This window comes from Dysgonomonas sp. PF1-14 (assembly GCF_029892965.1).
Lineage (GTDB): Bacteria > Bacteroidota > Bacteroidia > Bacteroidales > Dysgonomonadaceae > Dysgonomonas.
Genome location: NZ_JARXWN010000004.1, coordinates 15,841 through 36,252 on the forward strand (window position 1 = coordinate 15,841; position 20,412 = coordinate 36,252).

The following is a 20,412-nucleotide window of genomic DNA, read 5'->3' on the forward strand; positions in this document are numbered from 1 at the left end:
AGCTAAAAGATACAGAAAATGGAATATGCTAATCCGAAATACTTATTTCTTCTCTTATTGCTGATACCGCTTATTGGGTGGTACATCTATAAGCTGAGGAAAACGCAGGCAACCTTTAAGATGTCTTCAGGCTTTGCATTGGAAAAAACACCGGCTACGTTTCGTGTGTATATGCGTCATTTCCCTTTCTTACTGAGATTGGCGGCCATAGCACTTGTGATTATAGTCTTGGCAAGACCACAGAGTGTAAACTCTTCCGACATATCCAATTCGGAAGGTATAGATATTGTGATGGCGATGGATATTTCCGGTACCATGATGGCACAGGACTTTTCGCCTACACGTCTCGAAGCAGCCAAGAAGGTGGCCGCAGAGTTTGTAAACGACAGACGTAACGACCGTATAGGGCTTGTTATATTTGCCGGAGAAAGTTTTACGCAATGTCCGCTTACTACCGATCACCGCATACTGCTCAATCTGCTCAATGAAGTAAAGTTCGGCATGATTGACGATGGTACAGCTATTGGCTTGGGACTGGCTAACTCGGTAAACAGGCTCAAAGACAGTCAGTCGCAATCGCGTGTAGTTATATTGCTGACCGATGGTTCCAACAATGCCGGACAGATAGCGCCGCTTACTGCGGCCGAACTTGCCGCTTCATACGGCATACGTGTATATACTATTGGTGTGGGTTCGCGCGGAACGTCGTATGCTAACATGATGACGCCTTACGGTATGCAACGGGTGAGCGTTTCGGGAGAGTTTGACGAACGTACCCTTACCGAAATAGCTTCTATAACCAAAGGAACATATTTCAGGGCAACAGACAATACCAGCCTGAAACAGATTTATGATGAAATAGATCAGATGGAAAAAACTCATATAAGTGTAAATACGGTAACAAAACGCAAAGAACTCTATCTGCCGTTTGCCATTTTTGCATTGGTTTTGGTCGGACTCGAACTGATTCTGCGCCGTACATGGTTGAGAAATATTCCATAAAGTGAAAAATAAACACCTCCCCAACCCCTCCGAAAGGAGGGGCTCAGTCTCCCCTTTTGGGGGAGATTTAGAGGGGGTGGTTAACTTGTAATTAAAAAAACATGAGTGTATTTAAATTTGCAAATCCAGAATATCTATATCTATTCTTTATCGTTCCTGTTTTCATAATGGGTTTTATCCTGTTGAATATAAGGAAACGGAAAAGCGTGGAAAAACTGGGCACATTGGCTTTAGTAAAAAGAATGATGCCCGAACTGTCATTGAAACGTTCATACCTCAAATTCTGGCTTGTGCTGGTAGCTATTGGTTTCGGAATCATTGTACTGGCACGCCCTCAGTTCGGAACAAAGGTAGAGAAAGTAGACAAAAAGGGTATTGAGTTGGTTATAGCCATCGACGTATCCAATTCCATGCTTGCCGAAGACATAAAGCCTAGTCGTTTGGCTAAGGCGAAGCAGATACTGACCCGTATTATTGACGAACGTAAAAATGACAAAGTAGCCATAGTCGTATTTGCCGGAGAGGCCTTTATTCAATTGCCTCTGACGCCCGATACACAATCAGCTAAATTATTCTTGGAGACAATAGATCCCAGTCTTGTTCCGGTACAGGGAACCGCTATCGGCAGTGCTATAGACATAGGTATGACTTGTTTCTCCAACGATGAAGATATAGACAAAGCTATTGTACTTATTACTGATGGAGAAGGACACGAAGGTGACGCCGAAGGTGCTGCTACCCGTGCTGCTGACAAAGGTGTACATGTGAATGTAGTAGGTATCGGTACTACCGACGGTGCGATGATTCCGGTAGTTGCAGGTTCTAACAATATGAAACGCGATGCACAGGGGCAACCTGTCGTTACCAAACTGAACGAAGAGATGTGTCGTCAGATAGCTAAAGCAGGAAAAGGATTGTATGCACATGCCGACAATTCCAACAGTGCACTGAAAAGCTTGCAGGCTGAATTAGAGAAATTACAGAAAAAAGAGATTGATGGCATTGCCTATTCTGAATATGATGAAAAATTCCAGATTTTCGCATGGATTATGCTGGTGCTCCTCTTTTTAGAAATATGTGTATTTGATAAGAAAAACAGGATATTCAGAAATATAAGACTGTTTAAATAATAGAGAAATGAATAAGATTATATTTATAATATTGCTCACATTTATAAGCTCAGGACTCTTAGCACAAGAGGAAGCTGAAAAAACTGTACGTACAGATGAAAAAGAGGCCAGAAAAGCAGTGCGTGCGGGTAACAAGGCATATAAAGATCAGTTGTATGGTGCAGCAGAAGCCGAATACGACAAAGCACTGAAGGACGATGCCAGTTCGAAAGAAGCATCTTTCAACTTGGCCAATACTTTCTATAAGCAACAGCGATGGGATGATGCCATGAAAGAATATCAGCATTACCTTAAATTGGAGAACTCAGACCCTGCAAAAATGAGTGCAGCATGGAGTAATATGGGAAATACCTTTCTGAAAAAGAAAGCAAATGAAAAAGGACAGCAGCAGGGACAACAAGGACAGGGCGGTCAACAAGCCGACAATCTGAAAATGTCAATGGAAGCCTATAAGAACGCGTTACGCCTTAATCCGACTGATAATGAAACCCGCTACAACCTTGCCGTAGTGCAAAAAATGATAGCTGATCAGCAGAATCAGGACAAGAATGATCAAAAGCAAGATCAGAAACAAGATCAAAAGCAAGATAAACAGGATCAGAAACAAGATCCTAAGCAGGATCCTAAACAAGATCCGAAGCAACAAGACCAGAAACAGGATCAACAAAACCAAATGTCTCAGGATAATATGCAGCAAATATTGCAAGCCATAGAGCAAGACGAAAAAGAGACGCAGGAACGTGTGAAACAAGCTAAAGCGCAGGAACGCAAACGAAAGAATCAGGATAATAAGCGACAAAACAAAGATTGGTAATGCTCAAAAACGGATGTAGATATACTTTACGGCGGTTGCTGATTGTTCCGGTTATATTATTCCCATTCCTGTCTGTTATTATAGCACAGGATGTTAAGGTGCGAATAAAAGCACCCGAAACTGTGATGACCGAACAGCAGTTCAGGGTAGACTATGTAGTAGAGAGTGATACGGAAGTGAAAGAACCTGTGATAATAAAGAAGATGGTAGGATTTGAAATCCTGTACGGGCCGTCCGTTTCAACTTCTGTATCCATTGCCTTTAAGGAAGGGAAAAGGGTAGGGGTGTACAATACTGTTTCTACCTATTACCTGAAAGCGGCCAAAGCCGGAAAACATACGCTCCCACGAGCCGAAATAACTTATAATAAGAAAAAATATAAATCGGAGTCGTTTGCGATTGAAGTCAGATCGGCAGACGATGTGGTGGACGAGATTGATGCATTTGTAAAGACGGTGGTTTCGCGTCCGGGTGTGAATCTGTCAGATACACTGATGCTTACATATAAACTGTACACAACGAAGGAAATTCATCGGATAATAAGTACAGATTTTCCGTTGGTCAACGGTTTTTATTCGACCAATATTACACGTTCACGTCAGGTATTTACAGAAGAAACGGTGAACGGAAAAAGGTATAAAGTAGCCGATCTGCGAAAACTCATTTTGCAACCCCGTAGCATAGGACGGAAAGTTATACCCGAAGGACAAATTGTAGTGGAATACAATACACCTACAGGACGTAAAGTGAGGGATATGTGGGGTGACGTATATGATGAGGCTATACGCAGCGAGAAAACGTTAAAGCTCGATTCTGCAATAATACGCGTACAAGACCTGAAAGCTATATAAAAGTTATTACTTTTGTAATTGATTCCGTATAATATATAAACAGCAAATAATATAAAGATTAAGATAGTGCAATGAAGAAGTATTGGTTTTTATTGGTGTTATTGCTCATAAGCATTTCCAATGTATCTGCCGATGACATAACATTTGTTATCAGTGCTCCTGCCAATACAGTAAAAGGAGCTCAGTTTCAATTGCAATATGTTCTCAGAGGAGGAGAAGGGCAAAACATTGAAGTACCTGAAAGTATTAAAGGATTCGATGTCCTGTTCGGGCCATCTGTATCACAGATGTACAGCTCGTCCAATATCAACGGAAAAGTAACTTCCGAAAGTAATATTACATATACTTACCTGCTTATGGCGAAGGAAGAAGGAACATTCTCCCTGCCTGCTGCTACAGTGAAAGTAAATGGGCGCAGTTATAAATCGAACACAGCCCAGATAAAAGTATTGCCACCTGATAAGAATGCGCAACCTGCCCAACCGGGACAACAGGTGAAGGCGACAACTTCGGCTTCTACAGCAGGAAATGTAGACCCGAAAGATGCCTTTGTGAGAGCTATATTCTCAAAGACAAAAGTAAATGAGCAAGAGGCGGTGACTGTTACATTCCGTTTCTATACCGTACTGAATATAAGAGATGTAGGTAAAATTCAGTTCCCTGAGTTTGAGGGGTTTATGACCGAAGATTTTGAACTTGCGGCAAATCGTCAGATGTCGATGGAGCATTATAACGGACGCAACTATTATACAATAGATGTGAAGAAAACGTTGCTATTCCCTCAGCGTTCGGGCAAAATGACTATCCCATCGGGAACGATGGAAATTGTATTTGAAGTCGCTTCGGGTCGTAAGGTAAATACGTTTTTCGGGCCTCAGGAAGTGATGACAGAAGCGAAGAAAACATTGCGGACATCACCTGTAACTGTAGATGTATCTGCACTGCCATTACAGAACAAACCTGCTAACTTTTCGGGAGCAGTAGGTAGCTTTACTTATACACCGAAGATTTCGGCAGAAAAAGTAAAAGCAAATGATGCCGTAACCATCACACTGAATATAAACGGTACCGGAAATCTGAAACTGATAAAGAATCCGGAGATAAAATTCCCTAAGGATTTCGAAACTTATGATCCTCAGGTGAAGAATGACTTCCGCCTGACCGAAAACGGTTTGTCGGGAACCAAGACTATCGAGTATATGTTTATTCCGCGTTATCCCGGTAAGTTTACAATACCTCCGATTGAATTTTCATATTTCGATCCGCGCAGTAATACATACAAGGCATCATCATCGCCAAGCTATACGCTCGATGTAGATAAAGATCCGAATGCGGGCAAGAATGTTTCTACCAGCTATTCTAACCAGAGAGATGTGGAGGTAGATCAGGATATCCGTTATCTGAAAACGGGAAATATTTCGTTCAAAGACCCGCAAAGCTTCTTTGTAGGTTCGTTGCCTTACTGGCTATGGTATATAATCCCGCTGCTGCTGTTTATCTTATTCTCCATCATTTACCGGAAGCAGATAAAAGCCAATGCAGATATTGCGCTGATGCGTACTAAGAAAGCGAATAAGGTAGCTACGAAACGACTCAAGTTGGCAAAACAATATTTACAGTCGCAGAAGAAAGACAACTTCTACGAAGAGATATTGCGTGCCGTATGGGGTTATCTGAGTGATAAGCTTACTATTCCGGTTGCTAACCTCAACAGGGAGAATATTGAAACCGAACTACTCAAATACGGAGTAGGTGATGACCTTATCAGTCAGTTTATGAATATTCTCGACACCGGGGAATTTGCCCGCTATGCACCATCCGAATCGGGCGATGCGATGGATAAACTCTACAATGATACTGTAGAAGCCATAGGTAAAATGGAAAGTACGATTAAAAAATTGAAATAAAAGGATGAAAGCAATGAAACGCATAATATTATCATATTTGTTATTATTGTCGGCATTTGCGACATCTTACGCACAGGATTCCCTTGCTGTTGCTCAAACCGACAGTCTTACACCCTCAGATGCGGCTGTATCTGCTGTAGCGAATAAAACATCGGATAATGCTGCCGTTGGACAAGCTATAAAATTATATGATGAAGGAGATTTTCGTCAGGCTATAGACGTGCTTGAAGGTGAAATGAAAGCTCAGAAAGATAAAGGACTCGAGTCTGCCGATCTGTACTATAATCTGGGTAATGCCTATTTCAGGGTTAACGATCTTGCCCATGCACGACTGTATTATGAAAAAGCCCAGCTTGTAAATCCCGGAGACAGAGATACCCGCCACAACATAGAATATGTGACTACCAAGATTGAAGATAAAATACTGGTTGCCGATACATTTTTTCTCAGCATCTGGTTTCGTGCAGTACAAAATCTGTTTAGTTCCAATACTTGGGCTACCATGGCAGTTGTATTCTTCGTTGTATTTATAGGATGCCTGGTGCTGTTTTTCTTTAGCAGGCTCATTTCGTTGAAAAAGACAGCGTTTTATATAGGGATAGTATCATTAGTTGTTGTTATATTTGCAAATGTCTTTGCATTCAGGCAAAAGAACAAGGTGCAATTCCGCGATACAGCCGTTATTATGGCAGGCTCTGCATCCATTGTAAGTTCGCCCGATATCAATAGTAAAGAATTATTTATACTTCACGCCGGCACAAAAGTTGCTATAACAAAAGAAGACCGTAACTGGTACGAAATAGAGATAGACAACGGTAGCGTAGGTTGGGTACAAAAAGATAAACTTGAAATAATCTGATTTTTACAGATATAAATGATGAAAGACACATCTGAATGAGTCTCGTCGAAAAAATATTACCTTACGAGAGGGATCTTTTCTTATGGCTTAATGAACACCATACTGCTTATTGGGATACATTCATGTGGATGTATAGCGAGAAGCATACATGGATACCATTAGTCATTGTAAGTTTTATTATTTTCGTGTACAAGGTAAAGTGGAAGGAAGCATTACTGCTACTTATCTGCGCTGCCTTAGTCGGATTGTTGTGTGATTATGTTTCAGCCAATCTGATCAAACCTTTCTTTGAGCGTTTGCGACCTACATACCATCCTGATTTTGCACCTCTTGTCGAAATAGTAAAAGGCCATCGTGGCGGACGCTATGGATTTATATCCAATCATGCGGCTAACGGATTCGGCATAGTCACTTTCACTGCTCTGCTGTTCAGATACAGATATCTTACCATAACAATGGCTACGTGGGCTACGGTTACTGCATATTCCCGCATATATCTGGGTGTACACTTCATATCCGATGTGGTTGGCGGGGCTATCTGGGGTACATTGATAGGCTTTTTGGTCTATTATATATATTTAACCTCTCGCCGATATATTCTGAAAGTTCCTGTAGAAGAGCTCAAAGTACCTGTGTATTCAAAGGATAGGGCACATGTTATTATTGCTACGGTACTGCTTTCCATCGTATTTATTGCCATTTATAGCGGAATATTTGAGATTCCTGACTGAAAGCCATTGTTTTTCAAAAAAGAATTTTATAACTTTAGAACATATTCCTAATCAATTACCATTTAAAACTTAGAGAGTATGACTAGAGTTATTACATTTTCAGAGCTTCGCAAAATCAAGGATAGTTTACCAGATGGAAGCATACATCAGATAGCTGAGACTTTACAAATTCCGGTAGAGACAGTATGGAACTACTTTGGAGGGTATAGTTACGAAAAAGGACAAAGTTGCGGTGTTCATATAGAACCCGGCCCCGATGGAGGTTATGTTTCCCTAGATGATACTACTATTTTGGATATGGCCCTGGGAATGATGGAAGCGAAGGAAGTCTAAGAAAGGAAAAAGAGTAAAATAGAGAGATGAATGCCTGAAAGTGTTCATCTCTTTTAAAATAAGGAAAACGATAAAAATATATACAGCAATGGAAGATAAATTGGTAACACTTGCTATTCACACAAATGAAAAAGCCCGGATATTGAAAGATGTGTTGGAAGGTGAAAATATCGAAGTACATATCGATGATGTAGATATCGAGAATCCCGGAGTATCGCCGGGTGTTCGTATCCGTATCAAAGAGTCGGATCTTCCAAAAGCACTGAGTGTAGTCGAGAGCCGCCATCTGTTTAGTTACGATGAAGAAGAAACCTATCGTACTGACGATGGACGCAAGCGCATATTGGTTCCTGTCGATTTCTCCGACTATTCGCTAAAAGCATGTAAAATAGCCTTCAATCTGGCACGCGACCTGAATGCGAAAGTAAAGATACTGCATGTTTACTTTAACCCTTATTATCCGACTGCATTGCCTATGGCAGAAGCATTTGCCTATCAGGGAAAAGAAGAAAAGGAATTCCAGAATATAATAGAAAAGGTAAAAGAGAATATACAACGGCTCTGCAATACAATAGACAAGAAAGTGTCGGAAGGCGAATTCCCTCCGATCAACTATTCATATGTCCTCCGCGAAGGATTGCCGGAAGAAGAAATAGTGACTTTCACTAAAGAGTATAAACCTGGCCTTATAGTAATGGGTACGAGAGGTAAAGACCAGAAAGATGCAGACCTTATAGGTAGCGTTACGGCCGAAGTGATAGAGATGACGCATGTGCCGTTGATAGCTATTCCTCAGAATACTCCGTTCTCGGATATGAAACAGGTGAAGCATATAGCTTTCCTTACTAATTTCAGTCAACGTGACCTTATATCGTTCGACCTGCTTGCAAAATTGCTCAGTCCGTTCAACGATATACGTATCTCTCTGACACATATATCGGTGAAAAAAGGCGATCAGTGGGATGAGATAAAACTAGAAGGCATCAAGGCATACTTTTCGAAGCAATATCCGAATCTGAATCTTGATTATAGGCTTATCGACACTACTGATATGTTGAAAAGTCTCGATGATTATATAAAAGGAGATGAGATACAAATTCTGGCACTGACAACCAGTAAACGAAATATCTTTGCGCGTATGTTCAGCCCGAGTATTTCGCGTAAGATGCTGTTTCACTCAGATACGCCGTTGTTGGTGCTGAGAGGCTGATTTCTGACCGAAAATATAAAAGCATATAAATCTATTCGTTATCTTTGACAGGAAGCGAATAGATTTTTTTATGAGTTTTTATATGCGGAAAGTATTGATTATACTTTGTTTATGGCTATGTGGCTCTGCAGTGAAGGCTGAGCTGGCTGATACTATAAAGCCTGTTTTGCCCGATGGTGCAATACCTTTCTTTAGTTTCAAAAATAATGTTATACTCAATGGTTTTGTCAATGATACCATTCCTATCAAAGCAATGCTCGATCTGGGAGCCAGAGGCATGGCAGCGCCTGAATGGCTACGACGCGATAAAGAACACCGGAAGAAGACAGAGCCGATAAGATTCAAGGTCGGCGAATGGCAAAAAACACTACATGCTACTTTTATGAACTCCGATAGCCAGTTCCTACATTGGTATGGAGAGGACTGTATATTGCTGGGATGGGATTTTTTCAATCGCCGCATTATGGAGATTTCGTATAATCGCCATTATATAAGGGAACTGAAACCGATAGAATTAAATAGTTTGCAAGGATATGACAGTATCAGGTTCGAGAACAGAGGGATGCGCCTGTTGATTCCTACTACGGTACATATCTCGGGCAAAGTGATCGAAGGTAAATGCTGGATAGATACAGGGCTTAATGGAACGCTTTTCTTCACATACGACATACTCGAGAAATACAATCTGGACATGAGCAAATCAAAGGTTGGACGGGCTAAGAATCTGGATACTCACCGCACAAAAATAGATATACTAAGGTCTGACTCTATCCGTATCGGAAACAGTGTGCTGATAAACAGAGATGTTTTCTTTTCCGAATCGGAATGGTTTGTCTTCAAAGAAAACGATATGTATATAGGTCTTTTGGGAAACCAGTTCTTCAAAAACTTTTCGGTAATATTCGACTTCCGGAAAAACAATCTGTATCTGAAACCTGTTGAAGAATAGGTGTCCTCATTAGTGTCCACTAAGAATCGCACAAACATCTGTATTTAATTGATAATAAGTAATTTATTATTTATTTTAGAGTAAACGGATTTGAATTTACACTTAGTACTTAATTGTCAAAATTGAATATTTCAATTTTTTAAAATACTGAAAATCAATAGTACTCATAATTCCAATTCATTCAATTATTAAGAATCTGTTTTTTTAGTGGACACTAGTGAGGTGTCCTAATAAATGAAAAAGGTGATAAGGTTTTGTATCTTTACATTACTTTATAGCAAGTTTACACACGCTATGCTCCTGTGATTGGTAATTGTCTGGTTTTTGATAACTGTTGACTGATAACTGTTGACTGAAAAAGTGTTATCTTTGCCTCGCTTTCGCTTCGGCGCCCGTTGATAGCTACCTTTTATTGTTAGTAGCTGTAAGTTCTGACAGGTTTTAGTTAAAATGTATATGAGGAATAAACCGTTATTGATATACTTACTATTTGTTCTTACAGGCTTCTATGGTTGTTCCGACTTTAAGATGCCTGAGCTCAGGCAGGAAAATAAACCGTCGGGATTTATCGACAAGAAATGGAAAGACGGGGAAACCTATCGTATTTTTTACATAGGCGAGAATACCAAACATGTAGAACTGAATACCAATTTTATGTCAAATGAGGGGAGAAATAGCGAACTTCATGGAACAGACTGGTATAAAGATTCAGACAGTACGGTCTACAACTGGTATATTTCAAAAGAGATACGAGCTTTTGATACTGACAACTCAAATACTAAATTGAGAATCGACACAACACAGATAGTGGGCGGAGCCGATGCATATTTTGTTTCGGATAGCACTTCCCGACTAGGAGGGTATTACGACTATCATTATTACAATGCATATCCTGTAGCAATAGTGAATACAAGCAAGGACACCATTGGCATTCCTGCTCATTACATATCTAGCGTCCCTCTTGTGATGGAGGCTCTGACCGAAAATAACGAGTGGAAAGCAATACAAACATTGGCAGAGCTAAGATTGGATTCTACAGCTTACAGCAGCCGGCGGATTTTACTGCCACCTAAAAATATACTGGTAAGTGCGGCTTATATTTATCAGGGAGAATACAGAACCAAACTGAGAATTTGCCTCGTCTATCGACAGACAAGAATATATTCACAGGAATTTGAAGGAAATATAAAACGAACACAGTTTTTACGAGGCAGTTACGACGACAAGCCCTCTCAAAACCAAGATGCAGATTATTAATATATGAATAGCAGGAATTTTGCAATGATAGCCAAGACAATGGCAGGGCTGGAAGATGTTTTGGCCGAAGAACTTATAAGTCTGGGGGCTAATAATCTGGAGATAGGGACACGAATGGTAGCCTTCGAGGGCGATCTAGCTCTCCTGTACAAAGCGAATATCCATTGCCGCACAGCATTGCGCATACTTCGTCCGGTTTATGAGTTCAAAGCAAAGAATGCAGACGAGATATACAAAAAAGTAAAGGCGATGAACTGGTTCGAGCATTTATCGGAGGATAGTACCTTTGCCATAGACGCAGTCACGTTTTCCGACTACTTTACCCATTCCAAGTTTGTAGCATACAGGGTAAAGGATGCCATTGCCGACTATTTCATGCAAAAGACAGGAAAACGCCCGTCTGTAGACGTTAAGAATCCCGACTTACTTATCAATTTCCACATAGCACACGATAAATGTACACTATCGTTCGACAGTTCGGGCGAATCGCTGCACAAACGTGGCTACCGTGTGGCACAGACAGAAGCTCCGCTAAACGAAGTGCTGGCTGCCGGAATGATACTGAAAACAGGATGGCGCGGTGAATCGGACTTTATCGACCCCATGTGTGGATCGGGAACATTGTTGATAGAAGCTGCTATGATAGCTATGAACGTACCACCGGGCATATACAGACAGAATTTTGCCTTTGAGAAATGGAAGAATTTCAATCGCGACCTGTTCGAGACTATATACAATGACGATAGCGGGGAGCGCGAGTTTAAGCATAAGATATACGGATCTGACATTTTGCCGGAAGCTATAGATATAGCATCAAAGAATATCAAAAGTGCAGGTGTTGAAAAGTATATAGAGCTAAAGGTTATGCCTTTCGAGAATTATACGGAAGCTCCTGCCGAAAAAGGAATATTTGTGACCAACCCTCCTTATGGGGAACGTATTAAGCCGGAAGATCTATCCGGACTGTACGAGAAGATAGGCGAGCGTCTCAAACATGTATTTATGGGCTATTCTGCTTGGATACTGAGCTACAAAAAAGAGTGTTTCGACAAAATAGGACTGAAACCATCGAAAAAGATACAGTTGGTAAACGGTTCACTACAATGTGAGTTCCGCCGATACGATATATTTGCCGGCAAAAGAAATGAACGGCAGAAGAAGTAACTTATAAACTAATATCTGTATATAATGAAAACATTTTTATCTATAGTAGCAGGTATAATTGCTATCACGATGTCATCTTGTTATGCAAACAAGCCTATTGCTCAACAGAAACCGGATAACAATGAGACATATAGAGTAGACTATCTGTTTGAACATGACGGATGCAAGGTTTACCGTTTTCAGGACAGAGGAGAGTATATATATTTTACAAACTGTACTGGAGATGTAACCAGTCTTAGCAGTGATTCAACTCGTGAGAGGACTATTGTAAAAAGCAGTATACCGAGAAGGCCTAGATAATCTTTGATATATCTATAGAGATATTGTCTTCAAGGTCTATCATGGTATTTATCAGATAAAGTCTGTTGTAGTCTTTTAGATGGCTGACTCTTATTTCTCTCTCAGAGATAATACCTTTATCCAATAACTGTTGCCGCTTTGTACCTGCCAATAAGTATGTAGATGGAGTATAGAGGCCTGTAGCATTTTCAAGAACGACATTGGTGTATGACGTATCGGTTATACAGCCATTCTTTACAATGAGTACATCATCGCAATCTCCTTTTCGGAAAAGTAAGGCATTCAGCTCTTCTCTGTCAGCATATTTAAAGGCGTAGTCAATATTATTGTCTTCTACCAATCTGAGGCTCTTTATTTGCCGGAAAGCATAATGCTGATATTGGACTTTGCATGACTGATCAGAATATATCATACGGCATTTCACAAGTCCGGTCAGGTATTCTTCGGGAATATCCTTATCCGATAATTCCATTGAAAAGGGAGTACCGAAAAAGTTCTTTGATGTACGAAACATTCTATCCCAATGAGCTGTAGGATTGCAGAACTTCCCATCAAGGACTTTTATAACTTCTGTAAACACAGGTTTTGTCATATTACAGGCAGGTATATTTTACTTAATATTTCCTTGTACTCACTTTCACAATCGCTATAGGCTGTGATACCGCCACCACTACGGAAATAGTATTGAGAGCCATCTTTTTCTATAAAACGAATCAGTACGGCTGTATCGAGTTCTTTACCGTCGTAGTAGCCAAATATACCGGTATAATAGCCGCGTGGCTCTTTTTCAGCATTCCTTATCAGTTGTAGTGTAGCATCTTTGGGTGCACCCGAAATGGAACCTGCCGGCAACATGCCGAAGATGATATCACCTAAATTTCGATAATTATCTTCACGCAAGGTACCTGTAATCTCGGAGCTTACCTGAAGTATATCACTATTAGTAGTCTTTATACGGTCTATATATCTGAATCTGCTGACGCGAACACGATCGGCAACAATACTCAAATCATTGCGAAGCAGATCGACAATGGTATTATGTTCGGCAGTTTCCTTGAAGTCATTCAATATGATTTGCTCGGCATTAGGTAGTGTGGCATCTATTGTTCCTTTCATCGGGTTGGTCGATATGCTTCTATCAGATATACGAACAAAACGCTCAGGAGAGAAACAAACGAACCGATCGGGTAAACAGAGCTTATATGCTGCCTTGCTACGATGAAATATCTCCTCTAACGAGAGTCTGACCGATACAGGAGTTTTCACAGTGAGATTTGTCAGATACGAATAACCAGTCAATAAGCCAGTATGCACAATGTCGAACTTCTTACGGTATTCGCTGTAAGAGCTGGGATTATAACTGAAACGCGGATTGCTACCCGTATTTCTTTCCTCAAAGGTATTCCCCTGTTCACGAATACGGAATAATACTTCGGATTGATTCATCGGATCGTCAATGAAGAATCCTTCGGTCATCTCGAAGTTGACGGCAAAGAGGAAGGGCTTCCCCTCATTACCGTATTCGTTCATTTTTGAGCGTATAATATTTATATCCGAAATATGTTCCATCTTTGACATTGCTTACTCAGCTATATAAACAAGTGGCTCCGGTTATGGTTCGGCTGTGCAAAAAATAAGGGGATAAGTTGTTGCTTATCCCCATATATCGGTTCTCAATCGTCATCATCGCTACGCTTCTTTTTCTTCTTCTTGGTAAAGAGTGATTTGACCTTCTTGATGGCAAAGCGCCACAGCATAGGCTGCACCATTTCCCAGATAAGCGGATAATAAGCAGTAAGCCCTCCCAGCATATTCTGCATGAATCCGGACGACTCTGTATCCCGCTCCTGTTCTTTGGGTTTCTGCCCTATTCGGGTACCGAAGCCAAGCCACGAAGCTATACCGTTTACGGCCCCATTGAGCAACAAGGTCGGTGCGTTGTCGGACAGGTAGTTCCACTGCTCAGTCAAACGCTCTTCGCTTTCTTTACATTCGCGGCGAACGATCTCTTTTTCCTGACGCAATTCGTCTAACGGGCTGATGCTGTTATTCTTCATTGGCTTCTACTTTTCGTATAAACATAATCGTCTTGTTCAGAAGCGATTTCTTTATCTTCTTTCTAAGGAGAAACACTATCAATAAAACCAGAAGGGAAAACAATGCCATCACTCCAAAACCGGCTGCCTGACTATCGAGTAATTCTCCGATAAAAAAGGCAATACCCAAAAGAATAAAAAAGAGCATGACTGCTACAATGCAAAAGACTATTAAGCCATATCCCAGTATGGAAGCCGATATACTCAACTTCTCGTAGGCATCCAGCCTGAAAAAGCGGATCCTCCTGTTGATATAGCTTAATAGCTCGAGCTTGATATCACCCAGTGCGGTATTCAGGTTTTTATCTTCCGAATTATTCGACATCGCTTTCTAATTCTTCTGTTTTTTCCTTGCCCCTGTGTGTAGCAGATCTTATTTTGTCGCCTAAGCCTTTTATGTCTTTCAGCCACTCTTCCTTTTTACCGGAATCGGTAGCTGCAACATAACCGATGGCAGCACCTATAGCAGCACCAATGGCTAAGAACAACAAATTAGAGCCAGTTTTATTCATAATTTCAAATATTTAAATTAAAGTCTATCTTATTCTTTATTGAATTCCCCTTGTACTTCTTAAACGAACATCTAATATAAGCACTTTTTGAAATACTAGGAAAATTCTTAAAAAAAAATAACTATTGCCTTTATATATTATATCGGTTCACCAAACAAAGTGGCGGATGTATTGCCTGTAACTCTGACGGTTACGAGGTCGCCAATACGATAGCTTCCTTTATCAAAAATCACCACTTTATTCTGCGATGTGCGACCGAATAGCTGTTCGCGCGAACGTTTGGAGAATCCTTCTACGAGTACCTCAAATACCTTGCCAATATCTTGCAAGTTGCTCTTGAGCGAACATTCGTTCTGAAGCTCTATGATTTCCTGTAAGCGGCTTACTTTCACATCTTCGGGAATATCGTCCTCTAGCTTTTTAGCGGCATAAGTACCTGGACGTTCCGAATATTTGAACATAAAGGCAGAATCGAAACACACCTCACGCATCAGTGACAATGTCTCCTGCTGATCTTCTTCCGTTTCGGAATGGAACCCACACATAATGTCTGTAGATATACCACAACCGGGTATAATACGCCTGATAGCTTCTATACGGTTCAGATACCATTCACGATCATATTTGCGCTTCATCACATTTAGCATGCGGCTACTACCCGACTGTACAGGCAGGTGAATAAACTTGCACAGATTATCGTATTTAGCTATCACCTCCAGTGTTTCATCGGTCATATCGGTAGGGTATGATGTCGTAAAGCGGATACGCATATTTGGTGCTGCCTGAGCTACCAGTTCGAGGAGGGCAGGGAAATCGACTACAGATCCGTCTTCTTCGGTATAGCGATACGAGTTAACATTCTGTCCGAGCAGTGTTACTTCTTTAAAGCCCTTTTCTTTCAGGTTTTCCAGTTCGTTTAATATACTCTGAGGGATACGGCTACGCTCACGACCTCGAGTGTAGGGCACGATACAGTATGAGCAAACTTTATCGCAACCACGCATAATGGATATGAAGCTCGAAATATGATTACCCCCTATACGCAGAGGAATCACATCCTTGTATGTCTCGGTTTTAGATAGCTGTACGTTTATGGCTTTTTCGCCGTTTTCGGCTGCACCTACAAGGTTTGGCAGATCGAGGTAAGCATCGGGACCCACTACTACATCAGCATGATGCTTGTCCAGCAGTTCTTCTTTAGCCCGTTCGGCCATACATCCCAATACACCGATGATCATATTGGGTTTTCTTTTTTTCTTTATAGCGTTGAAATAATCGAGACGCTGTATCACACGCTGCTCTGCATTATCTCTTATAGAGCAGGTATTTACAAAAACGGCATCGGCATCTTCAAGCTTATCCGTCATAGTGTATCCATCCATTTGCATCACTGATGCAACAACCTCACTGTCTGCTACATTCATCTGGCAGCCATAGGTTTCGATGAACAGTTTTTTCTCTTCGGTTGAAGTCGTGGATTTAAAGTCCAGTCCTTTCTCGTTGTTCATAGAAATTAATGTTTTAATATATTATTTAAGTACAGATGCTCTATCTCAAAACATCTTTAGCCGTCAAAAGTACAAAGAAAAACGGAATTGCATCTTCGCTTTTAGGTTTTTAAGATATTGCCTATAAGAAAAATGGTTGTCAAAAACCCACTTCTCAGGCGAATACATTGATTCGTCTCGACAAGTTTACATCCTCTTTTCCCTTCCAACTTTGCGAGAAACATTTTAACTAAAACCTGACAAACCTAACAAAGCTACAAGTTTACCTCGTCTTCACTTCGGCGAATGCTATTTGGCTACCGCCGAACGCTGTTTCTTCGTTCTGCGGACAGTTACAAGTTACAAGTATTTCTCTTTGCGCCTTCGCGTCTTTGCGTGAGACAATTTTAACTAAAATCTGACAAAATTGTACAAGTTTATTAGTCTTTAGTCTATTAGCCTGCTAGCTTCTATTTTTTTTCTAGTACACTAGTAAACTAAAAGCTAGTACACTACATTTTAACTAAAACCTTACAAATATTACACTATTTAGATTGAATTCAAAGATCGCTTTCTATTACATACGCTTCGTTCCTGTGACCGCTGGTTGTTAACTGATCACTGTTAACGGAATAAATCTTATAGATAAAATTCCTGAGAAGAAATACACCCCAAAGACCAGGCTTTGCAAAGTCTGTATTTAAAGGTTATCTTTGTCCGTATGAAAAAATTAGTAATTGTAGGATGCGGTTATCTAGCCGAAATAGTTGCAGATGCCGTCATCAATGGTTTGTTACCCGAATATGAATTAGTAGGGGTTTACTCACGTACAGCCTCAAAAATGGAACACATTGTTTCTAAAATGAAACAGGCCGGAAAATCATGTACTGCCTGTGCTACTTTGAATGATCTGCTTGCCTTGAAACCTGATTGTCTGGCAGAAATGGCATCTCCGGCTGCGATGAAAGAACTTGCTTTACCCACATTGAAAAACGGGACTTCCATTGTAACCATATCGATAGGTGCGTTGGCCGATACGGATTTCTACCATGAGGTGATCAAGACAGGGAAAGAACATGGTACCCGCGTATATATCGCATCGGGAGCTACAGGAGGTTTCGATGTGCTGAGAACAGCTACATTGATGGGCAATGCAAGTGCCAGATTCTTCAATGAGAAAGGACAGTATGCCCTCAGACGATCGTCAGTTTATGATCCGGCATTGGAAACGGAAAAGCGTATTGTATTCTCCGGAACAGCGAGAGAAGCCATAGCTGTATTCCCTACCGGACTAAATGTATCTGTGGCGGCATCACTGGCATCTGTAGGACCTGAAAAGATGCAGGTGGCAATGCAATCGACACCCGGATTTATAGGAGATACGCAAAGAGTAGAGATAAAGAACGATCAGGTGCACGCTGTCGTAGATGTTTATAGCGCTACATCCGAAATTGCAGGATGGTCGGTAGTGAGCACCCTGCAAAATATAGTGTCACCTATTGTTTTCTGAATATTCTGTCAGATTGGCCAGTACCTTTTCGCTCAGGCGGTCAAACGCCTGACGCGTACGCCCTGTCGACACCTGCATACAACGCACATTAGGGTGGCTGAGAAAACGGGAGTCGCCCAATGCACCTAACGTATCGCAAAAGCAGAGATTATCCCCTTCTAGCCATTTCTCAAAAGCAGGCTCGTCCCATGCAGGCGATAATCCTGTGTTAAATAACATCTTCTTGCTTCCGAACTGCGTAAACTCGGCTTCATGTAATAATACTGTATTCTTGTTGAGGCAGCAACAGATTACCTCATTCTCAGCCATGAGTTCCCCTAGAGGTAAGAAACGATAGCCTTTAGCCTTCGCTTCCGGTTTTTCACTGCGCGAAAAATACGAAACCTCAGCTCCGAAGAATTTCAAAGCGTCTGCTATCATGCCGCCGGATTTACCCAGCCCGATGATACCAGCTTTCAGTCCTGTGATTTCACGAGGCATTATATCCCACGATTCCTGACCAAATCCATGCAGACAACGTACCAGTTCGCTGATTACGTATTCCACAACACCCTCGTCGCCATAATCGCGAATACCTGTTACCGTGATGCCCCGTTCGTTGGCATAACGGATATCTACATTCGCACTCTCGGGCGAATATAGAGAACAACACATACCGATATATCGGACATTCGGGCATTTCTCTAATGCTGAGTGATTGATACGCGATGTATAGCTAAGAAGGACAGCATCTGCATCCCCGATACGGGCGGCAACTTCTTCGTCATCTGTCGGTATATTATCATACATAACAACCTCTTCTGCAAAAGAATGCAATGCTGTTTCAGCCGACGGAATCAGGCTTACAGGCTCGATAGCCACAAGTTTACGGAACATAACTATTTTATATTAAAAAAGATAAAATTAACAAAAGATATATCATCTTCAAAATAGATTCTATTTCAATTCTATGATATATTTAGTGCTACCTAATTTTCGTTTTACTTTAATACTATCTGGATTTATTGTATCATTATTGATTATGATGGGATATGCTTCACTCTTGATAGGATATCCTCCTATATAACTTTCTATAATTACCTTTCGGTTTGGTGGAATATCAGCCGATCTAAAGTAAGGAGGAATATTGTGTCTAGATAATATTGTGTCTTTCTTTAGTTCTTTCTTTTCTATGAATTTGCCTTCAGCAAAAATATCATTTGGTACTATCTCCAAACAAATAGCTGAATCTAACTTACTTCTGAGACTCACTTCTTTATATTGATTCGAATTATTAACCACAGCAAGGTAATAGCCCGGATCGCAAGCTACAAAAAGTAAGCAAAGAATAAAAGAGAAAATGTATGTTTTCTTCATAAAGCTCATTTTTCGTCTTCTACAAAAAACCAGCGGGTACTTTCTTTTTCCCTTATTACGGCTTGTCCGGGCTGCATATCAGGCAATTTTCGCAATGCCGGTTCCATTTCGAGCATTTCTTCTATCGAAACCAGATAGGCATCTTCGTCCTCATTTATTTCTTCTTCGCCGAACAACTGCCAGTCACCATCTTCATCGTATAACACAAAGGTAACAGGTGAACCATTAGTCAATACATAAGATGTGGTGAGTACCGGTTTATTTTTAGACTCTTCTTTTAATTTCATATTTTTTAATTTTTATGATGTCTTTTACCTTCGTATTTTCATTATAGATAAATCCGGCAAATTTTCATAATTGATTATTATGCAAATTTACAATAAAATAATGGACTTACAGCCTGTATATCCTATGCAAATCAGTGGTTGAAATTATATGTTCGTTTATTAGTTACTAGTTACTTCGCCCTTTGGGCAGCTACAAGTTACAAGTAAAATCCTTTATTTATCGTCTCCAGATCGTGCGTCAGCCCGCGCCGTTAGCTTCATGGACGGGGTACCCGTAGGGAGAGAAAGGCGAAAAACAAAAACGTGTTTGAGCTTAGTTGTCGGTTCGTATTATGCAAAAGCCATGAGCGAGTTTTTTTGTTTAGCCTTTGAGCCCTCTAACGGGTCGTCCTATGAAGCGGGGCGCTAAAGACTTTTTGATTCCTTTTGGGGCTTAGGCCAAAAGGAATGCAAGCAATCTGCGATTGTGCGCAGAGAATAAACGAACATTTACTCAATACAATCTCAAATACTGACTGGCATTCTTTATATACCAGCAAAGGTAAATTTGCAAATTATCGTTAAAAAAATAGATTCAACTTAACTTTGTTGCCTCCATTTATACTAAACCCAACTATTGTGCATAAACTTGCAGTTTGAAAGATATAACGATACAAA

22 protein-coding genes and 1 pseudogene are annotated in these 20,412 nt (G+C 40.7%); 14 read left to right on the forward strand and 9 right to left on the reverse strand.

Annotated features, from left to right (window positions below):
• The first annotated feature begins 18 nt into the window (after window positions 1-18).
• The 13 genes and pseudogenes from M2448_RS06465 (at window position 19) to M2448_RS06525 (ending at window position 12,507) form a co-directional block, all read left to right on the forward strand.
• Window positions 19-1,002, forward strand: a complete 984-nt coding sequence (locus M2448_RS06465; RefSeq protein ID WP_280645096.1) for a VWA domain-containing protein — start codon at window positions 19-21, stop codon at window positions 1,000-1,002.
• 101 nt (window positions 1,003-1,103) lie between these two features.
• Window positions 1,104-2,132: a VWA domain-containing protein gene (locus M2448_RS06470; protein ID WP_280645097.1), complete on the forward strand. Its 1,029-nt coding sequence runs from the start codon at window positions 1,104-1,106 to the stop codon at window positions 2,130-2,132.
• A gap of 7 nt (window positions 2,133-2,139) precedes the next feature.
• Window positions 2,140-2,946, forward strand: a complete 807-nt coding sequence (locus M2448_RS06475; RefSeq protein ID WP_280697081.1) for a tetratricopeptide repeat protein — start codon at window positions 2,140-2,142, stop codon at window positions 2,944-2,946.
• Complete coding sequence (locus M2448_RS06480) at window positions 2,946-3,797, forward strand: BatD family protein (RefSeq protein ID WP_280645099.1); 852 nt, start codon at window positions 2,946-2,948, stop codon at window positions 3,795-3,797. Before M2448_RS06475 ends, M2448_RS06480 begins: the two co-directional genes overlap by 1 nt.
• Window positions 3,798-3,868: 71 nt before the next feature.
• Window positions 3,869-5,704: a BatD family protein gene (locus tag M2448_RS06485; RefSeq protein ID WP_280645100.1), complete on the forward strand. Its 1,836-nt coding sequence runs from the start codon at window positions 3,869-3,871 to the stop codon at window positions 5,702-5,704.
• 13 nt (window positions 5,705-5,717) lie between these two features.
• Window positions 5,718-6,563, forward strand: coding sequence for an SH3 domain-containing protein (locus M2448_RS06490; protein WP_280645101.1), 846 nt, complete (start codon window positions 5,718-5,720; stop codon window positions 6,561-6,563).
• A gap of 35 nt (window positions 6,564-6,598) precedes the next feature.
• Entirely contained in the window at window positions 6,599-7,294 is a 696-nt protein-coding gene (locus M2448_RS06495) for a phosphatase PAP2 family protein (RefSeq protein ID WP_280645102.1), read from the forward strand.
• Window positions 7,295-7,372: 78 nt separating this feature from the next.
• The gene (locus M2448_RS06500; protein WP_280645103.1) at window positions 7,373-7,627 is read left to right on the forward strand and encodes a DNA-binding protein; all 255 of its coding nucleotides are present in this window, start codon (window positions 7,373-7,375) and stop codon (window positions 7,625-7,627) included.
• An 88-nt stretch (window positions 7,628-7,715) separates the two neighbouring features.
• Window positions 7,716-8,837, forward strand: coding sequence for a universal stress protein (locus M2448_RS06505; protein ID WP_280645104.1), 1,122 nt, complete (start codon window positions 7,716-7,718; stop codon window positions 8,835-8,837).
• A 70-nt stretch (window positions 8,838-8,907) separates the two neighbouring features.
• Complete coding sequence (locus tag M2448_RS06510) at window positions 8,908-9,786, forward strand: hypothetical protein (RefSeq protein ID WP_280648016.1); 879 nt, start codon at window positions 8,908-8,910, stop codon at window positions 9,784-9,786.
• Window positions 9,787-10,242: 456 nt separating this feature from the next.
• On the forward strand, window positions 10,243-11,043 hold the full coding sequence (locus M2448_RS06515) for a hypothetical protein (RefSeq protein ID WP_280645106.1): 801 nt from the start codon (window positions 10,243-10,245) through the stop codon (window positions 11,041-11,043).
• Window positions 11,044-11,067: 24 nt separating this feature from the next.
• Window positions 11,068-12,174 (forward strand): annotated as a pseudogene (locus M2448_RS06520) (THUMP domain-containing protein); the annotation flags it as partial.
• Between the two features lie 57 nt (window positions 12,175-12,231).
• Window positions 12,232-12,507 (forward strand): DUF4884 domain-containing protein, encoded by a 276-nt coding sequence (locus M2448_RS06525; protein WP_280645108.1) that lies wholly within the window; start codon window positions 12,232-12,234, stop codon window positions 12,505-12,507.
• Here M2448_RS06525 and M2448_RS06530 read toward each other — a convergent pair.
• The 6 genes from M2448_RS06530 to miaB form a co-directional block, all read right to left on the reverse strand.
• The gene (locus M2448_RS06530; RefSeq protein ID WP_280645109.1) at window positions 12,500-13,099 is read right to left on the reverse strand and encodes an aminotransferase class IV; all 600 of its coding nucleotides are present in this window, start codon (window positions 13,097-13,099) and stop codon (window positions 12,500-12,502) included. The two genes, M2448_RS06525 and M2448_RS06530, sit on opposite strands and share 8 nt — an antisense overlap.
• Complete coding sequence (locus M2448_RS06535; protein WP_280645110.1) at window positions 13,096-14,076, reverse strand: aminodeoxychorismate synthase component I; 981 nt, start codon at window positions 14,074-14,076, stop codon at window positions 13,096-13,098. Before M2448_RS06535 ends, M2448_RS06530 begins: the two co-directional genes overlap by 4 nt.
• Before the next feature lie 104 nt (window positions 14,077-14,180).
• A complete protein-coding gene (locus tag M2448_RS06540; RefSeq protein ID WP_280645111.1) occupies window positions 14,181-14,564 on the reverse strand; it encodes a hypothetical protein in 384 nt (127 codons plus the stop codon).
• Entirely contained in the window at window positions 14,554-14,928 is a 375-nt protein-coding gene (locus tag M2448_RS06545) for a hypothetical protein (RefSeq protein WP_280645112.1), read from the reverse strand. The genes M2448_RS06540 and M2448_RS06545 overlap by 11 nt, the downstream gene beginning before the upstream one ends.
• Window positions 14,918-15,115, reverse strand: coding sequence for a YtxH domain-containing protein (locus M2448_RS06550; protein ID WP_280645113.1), 198 nt, complete (start codon window positions 15,113-15,115; stop codon window positions 14,918-14,920). The genes M2448_RS06545 and M2448_RS06550 overlap by 11 nt, the downstream gene beginning before the upstream one ends.
• A 137-nt stretch (window positions 15,116-15,252) precedes the next feature.
• Window positions 15,253-16,623, reverse strand: coding sequence for a tRNA (N6-isopentenyl adenosine(37)-C2)-methylthiotransferase MiaB (gene miaB / locus M2448_RS06555; protein WP_280645114.1), 1,371 nt, complete (start codon window positions 16,621-16,623; stop codon window positions 15,253-15,255).
• A 700-nt stretch (window positions 16,624-17,323) separates the two neighbouring features.
• Here miaB and M2448_RS06560 point away from each other — a divergent pair.
• Window positions 17,324-18,112: an aspartate dehydrogenase domain-containing protein gene (locus tag M2448_RS06560; protein WP_280645115.1), complete on the forward strand. Its 789-nt coding sequence runs from the start codon at window positions 17,324-17,326 to the stop codon at window positions 18,110-18,112.
• On the opposite strand, the gene M2448_RS06565 is transcribed toward M2448_RS06560, so the two are convergent.
• Genes M2448_RS06565 through M2448_RS06575 form a run of 3 tightly spaced genes read right to left on the reverse strand, consistent with a single transcriptional unit; the run spans window position 18,095 to window position 19,755 of the window.
• Window positions 18,095-18,988 carry a D-isomer specific 2-hydroxyacid dehydrogenase family protein gene (locus tag M2448_RS06565; protein ID WP_280645116.1) on the reverse strand — a complete coding sequence of 298 codons (894 nt, stop codon included), beginning with the start codon at window positions 18,986-18,988 and terminating at the stop codon, window positions 18,095-18,097. The genes M2448_RS06560 and M2448_RS06565 overlap by 18 nt on opposite strands.
• 60 nt (window positions 18,989-19,048) lie before the next feature.
• Complete coding sequence (locus M2448_RS06570) at window positions 19,049-19,468, reverse strand: hypothetical protein (protein ID WP_280645117.1); 420 nt, start codon at window positions 19,466-19,468, stop codon at window positions 19,049-19,051.
• Window positions 19,469-19,473: 5 nt separating this feature from the next.
• Window positions 19,474-19,755, reverse strand: coding sequence for a hypothetical protein (locus M2448_RS06575; RefSeq protein WP_280645118.1), 282 nt, complete (start codon window positions 19,753-19,755; stop codon window positions 19,474-19,476).
• Between the last annotated feature and the right edge of the window lie 657 nt (window positions 19,756-20,412).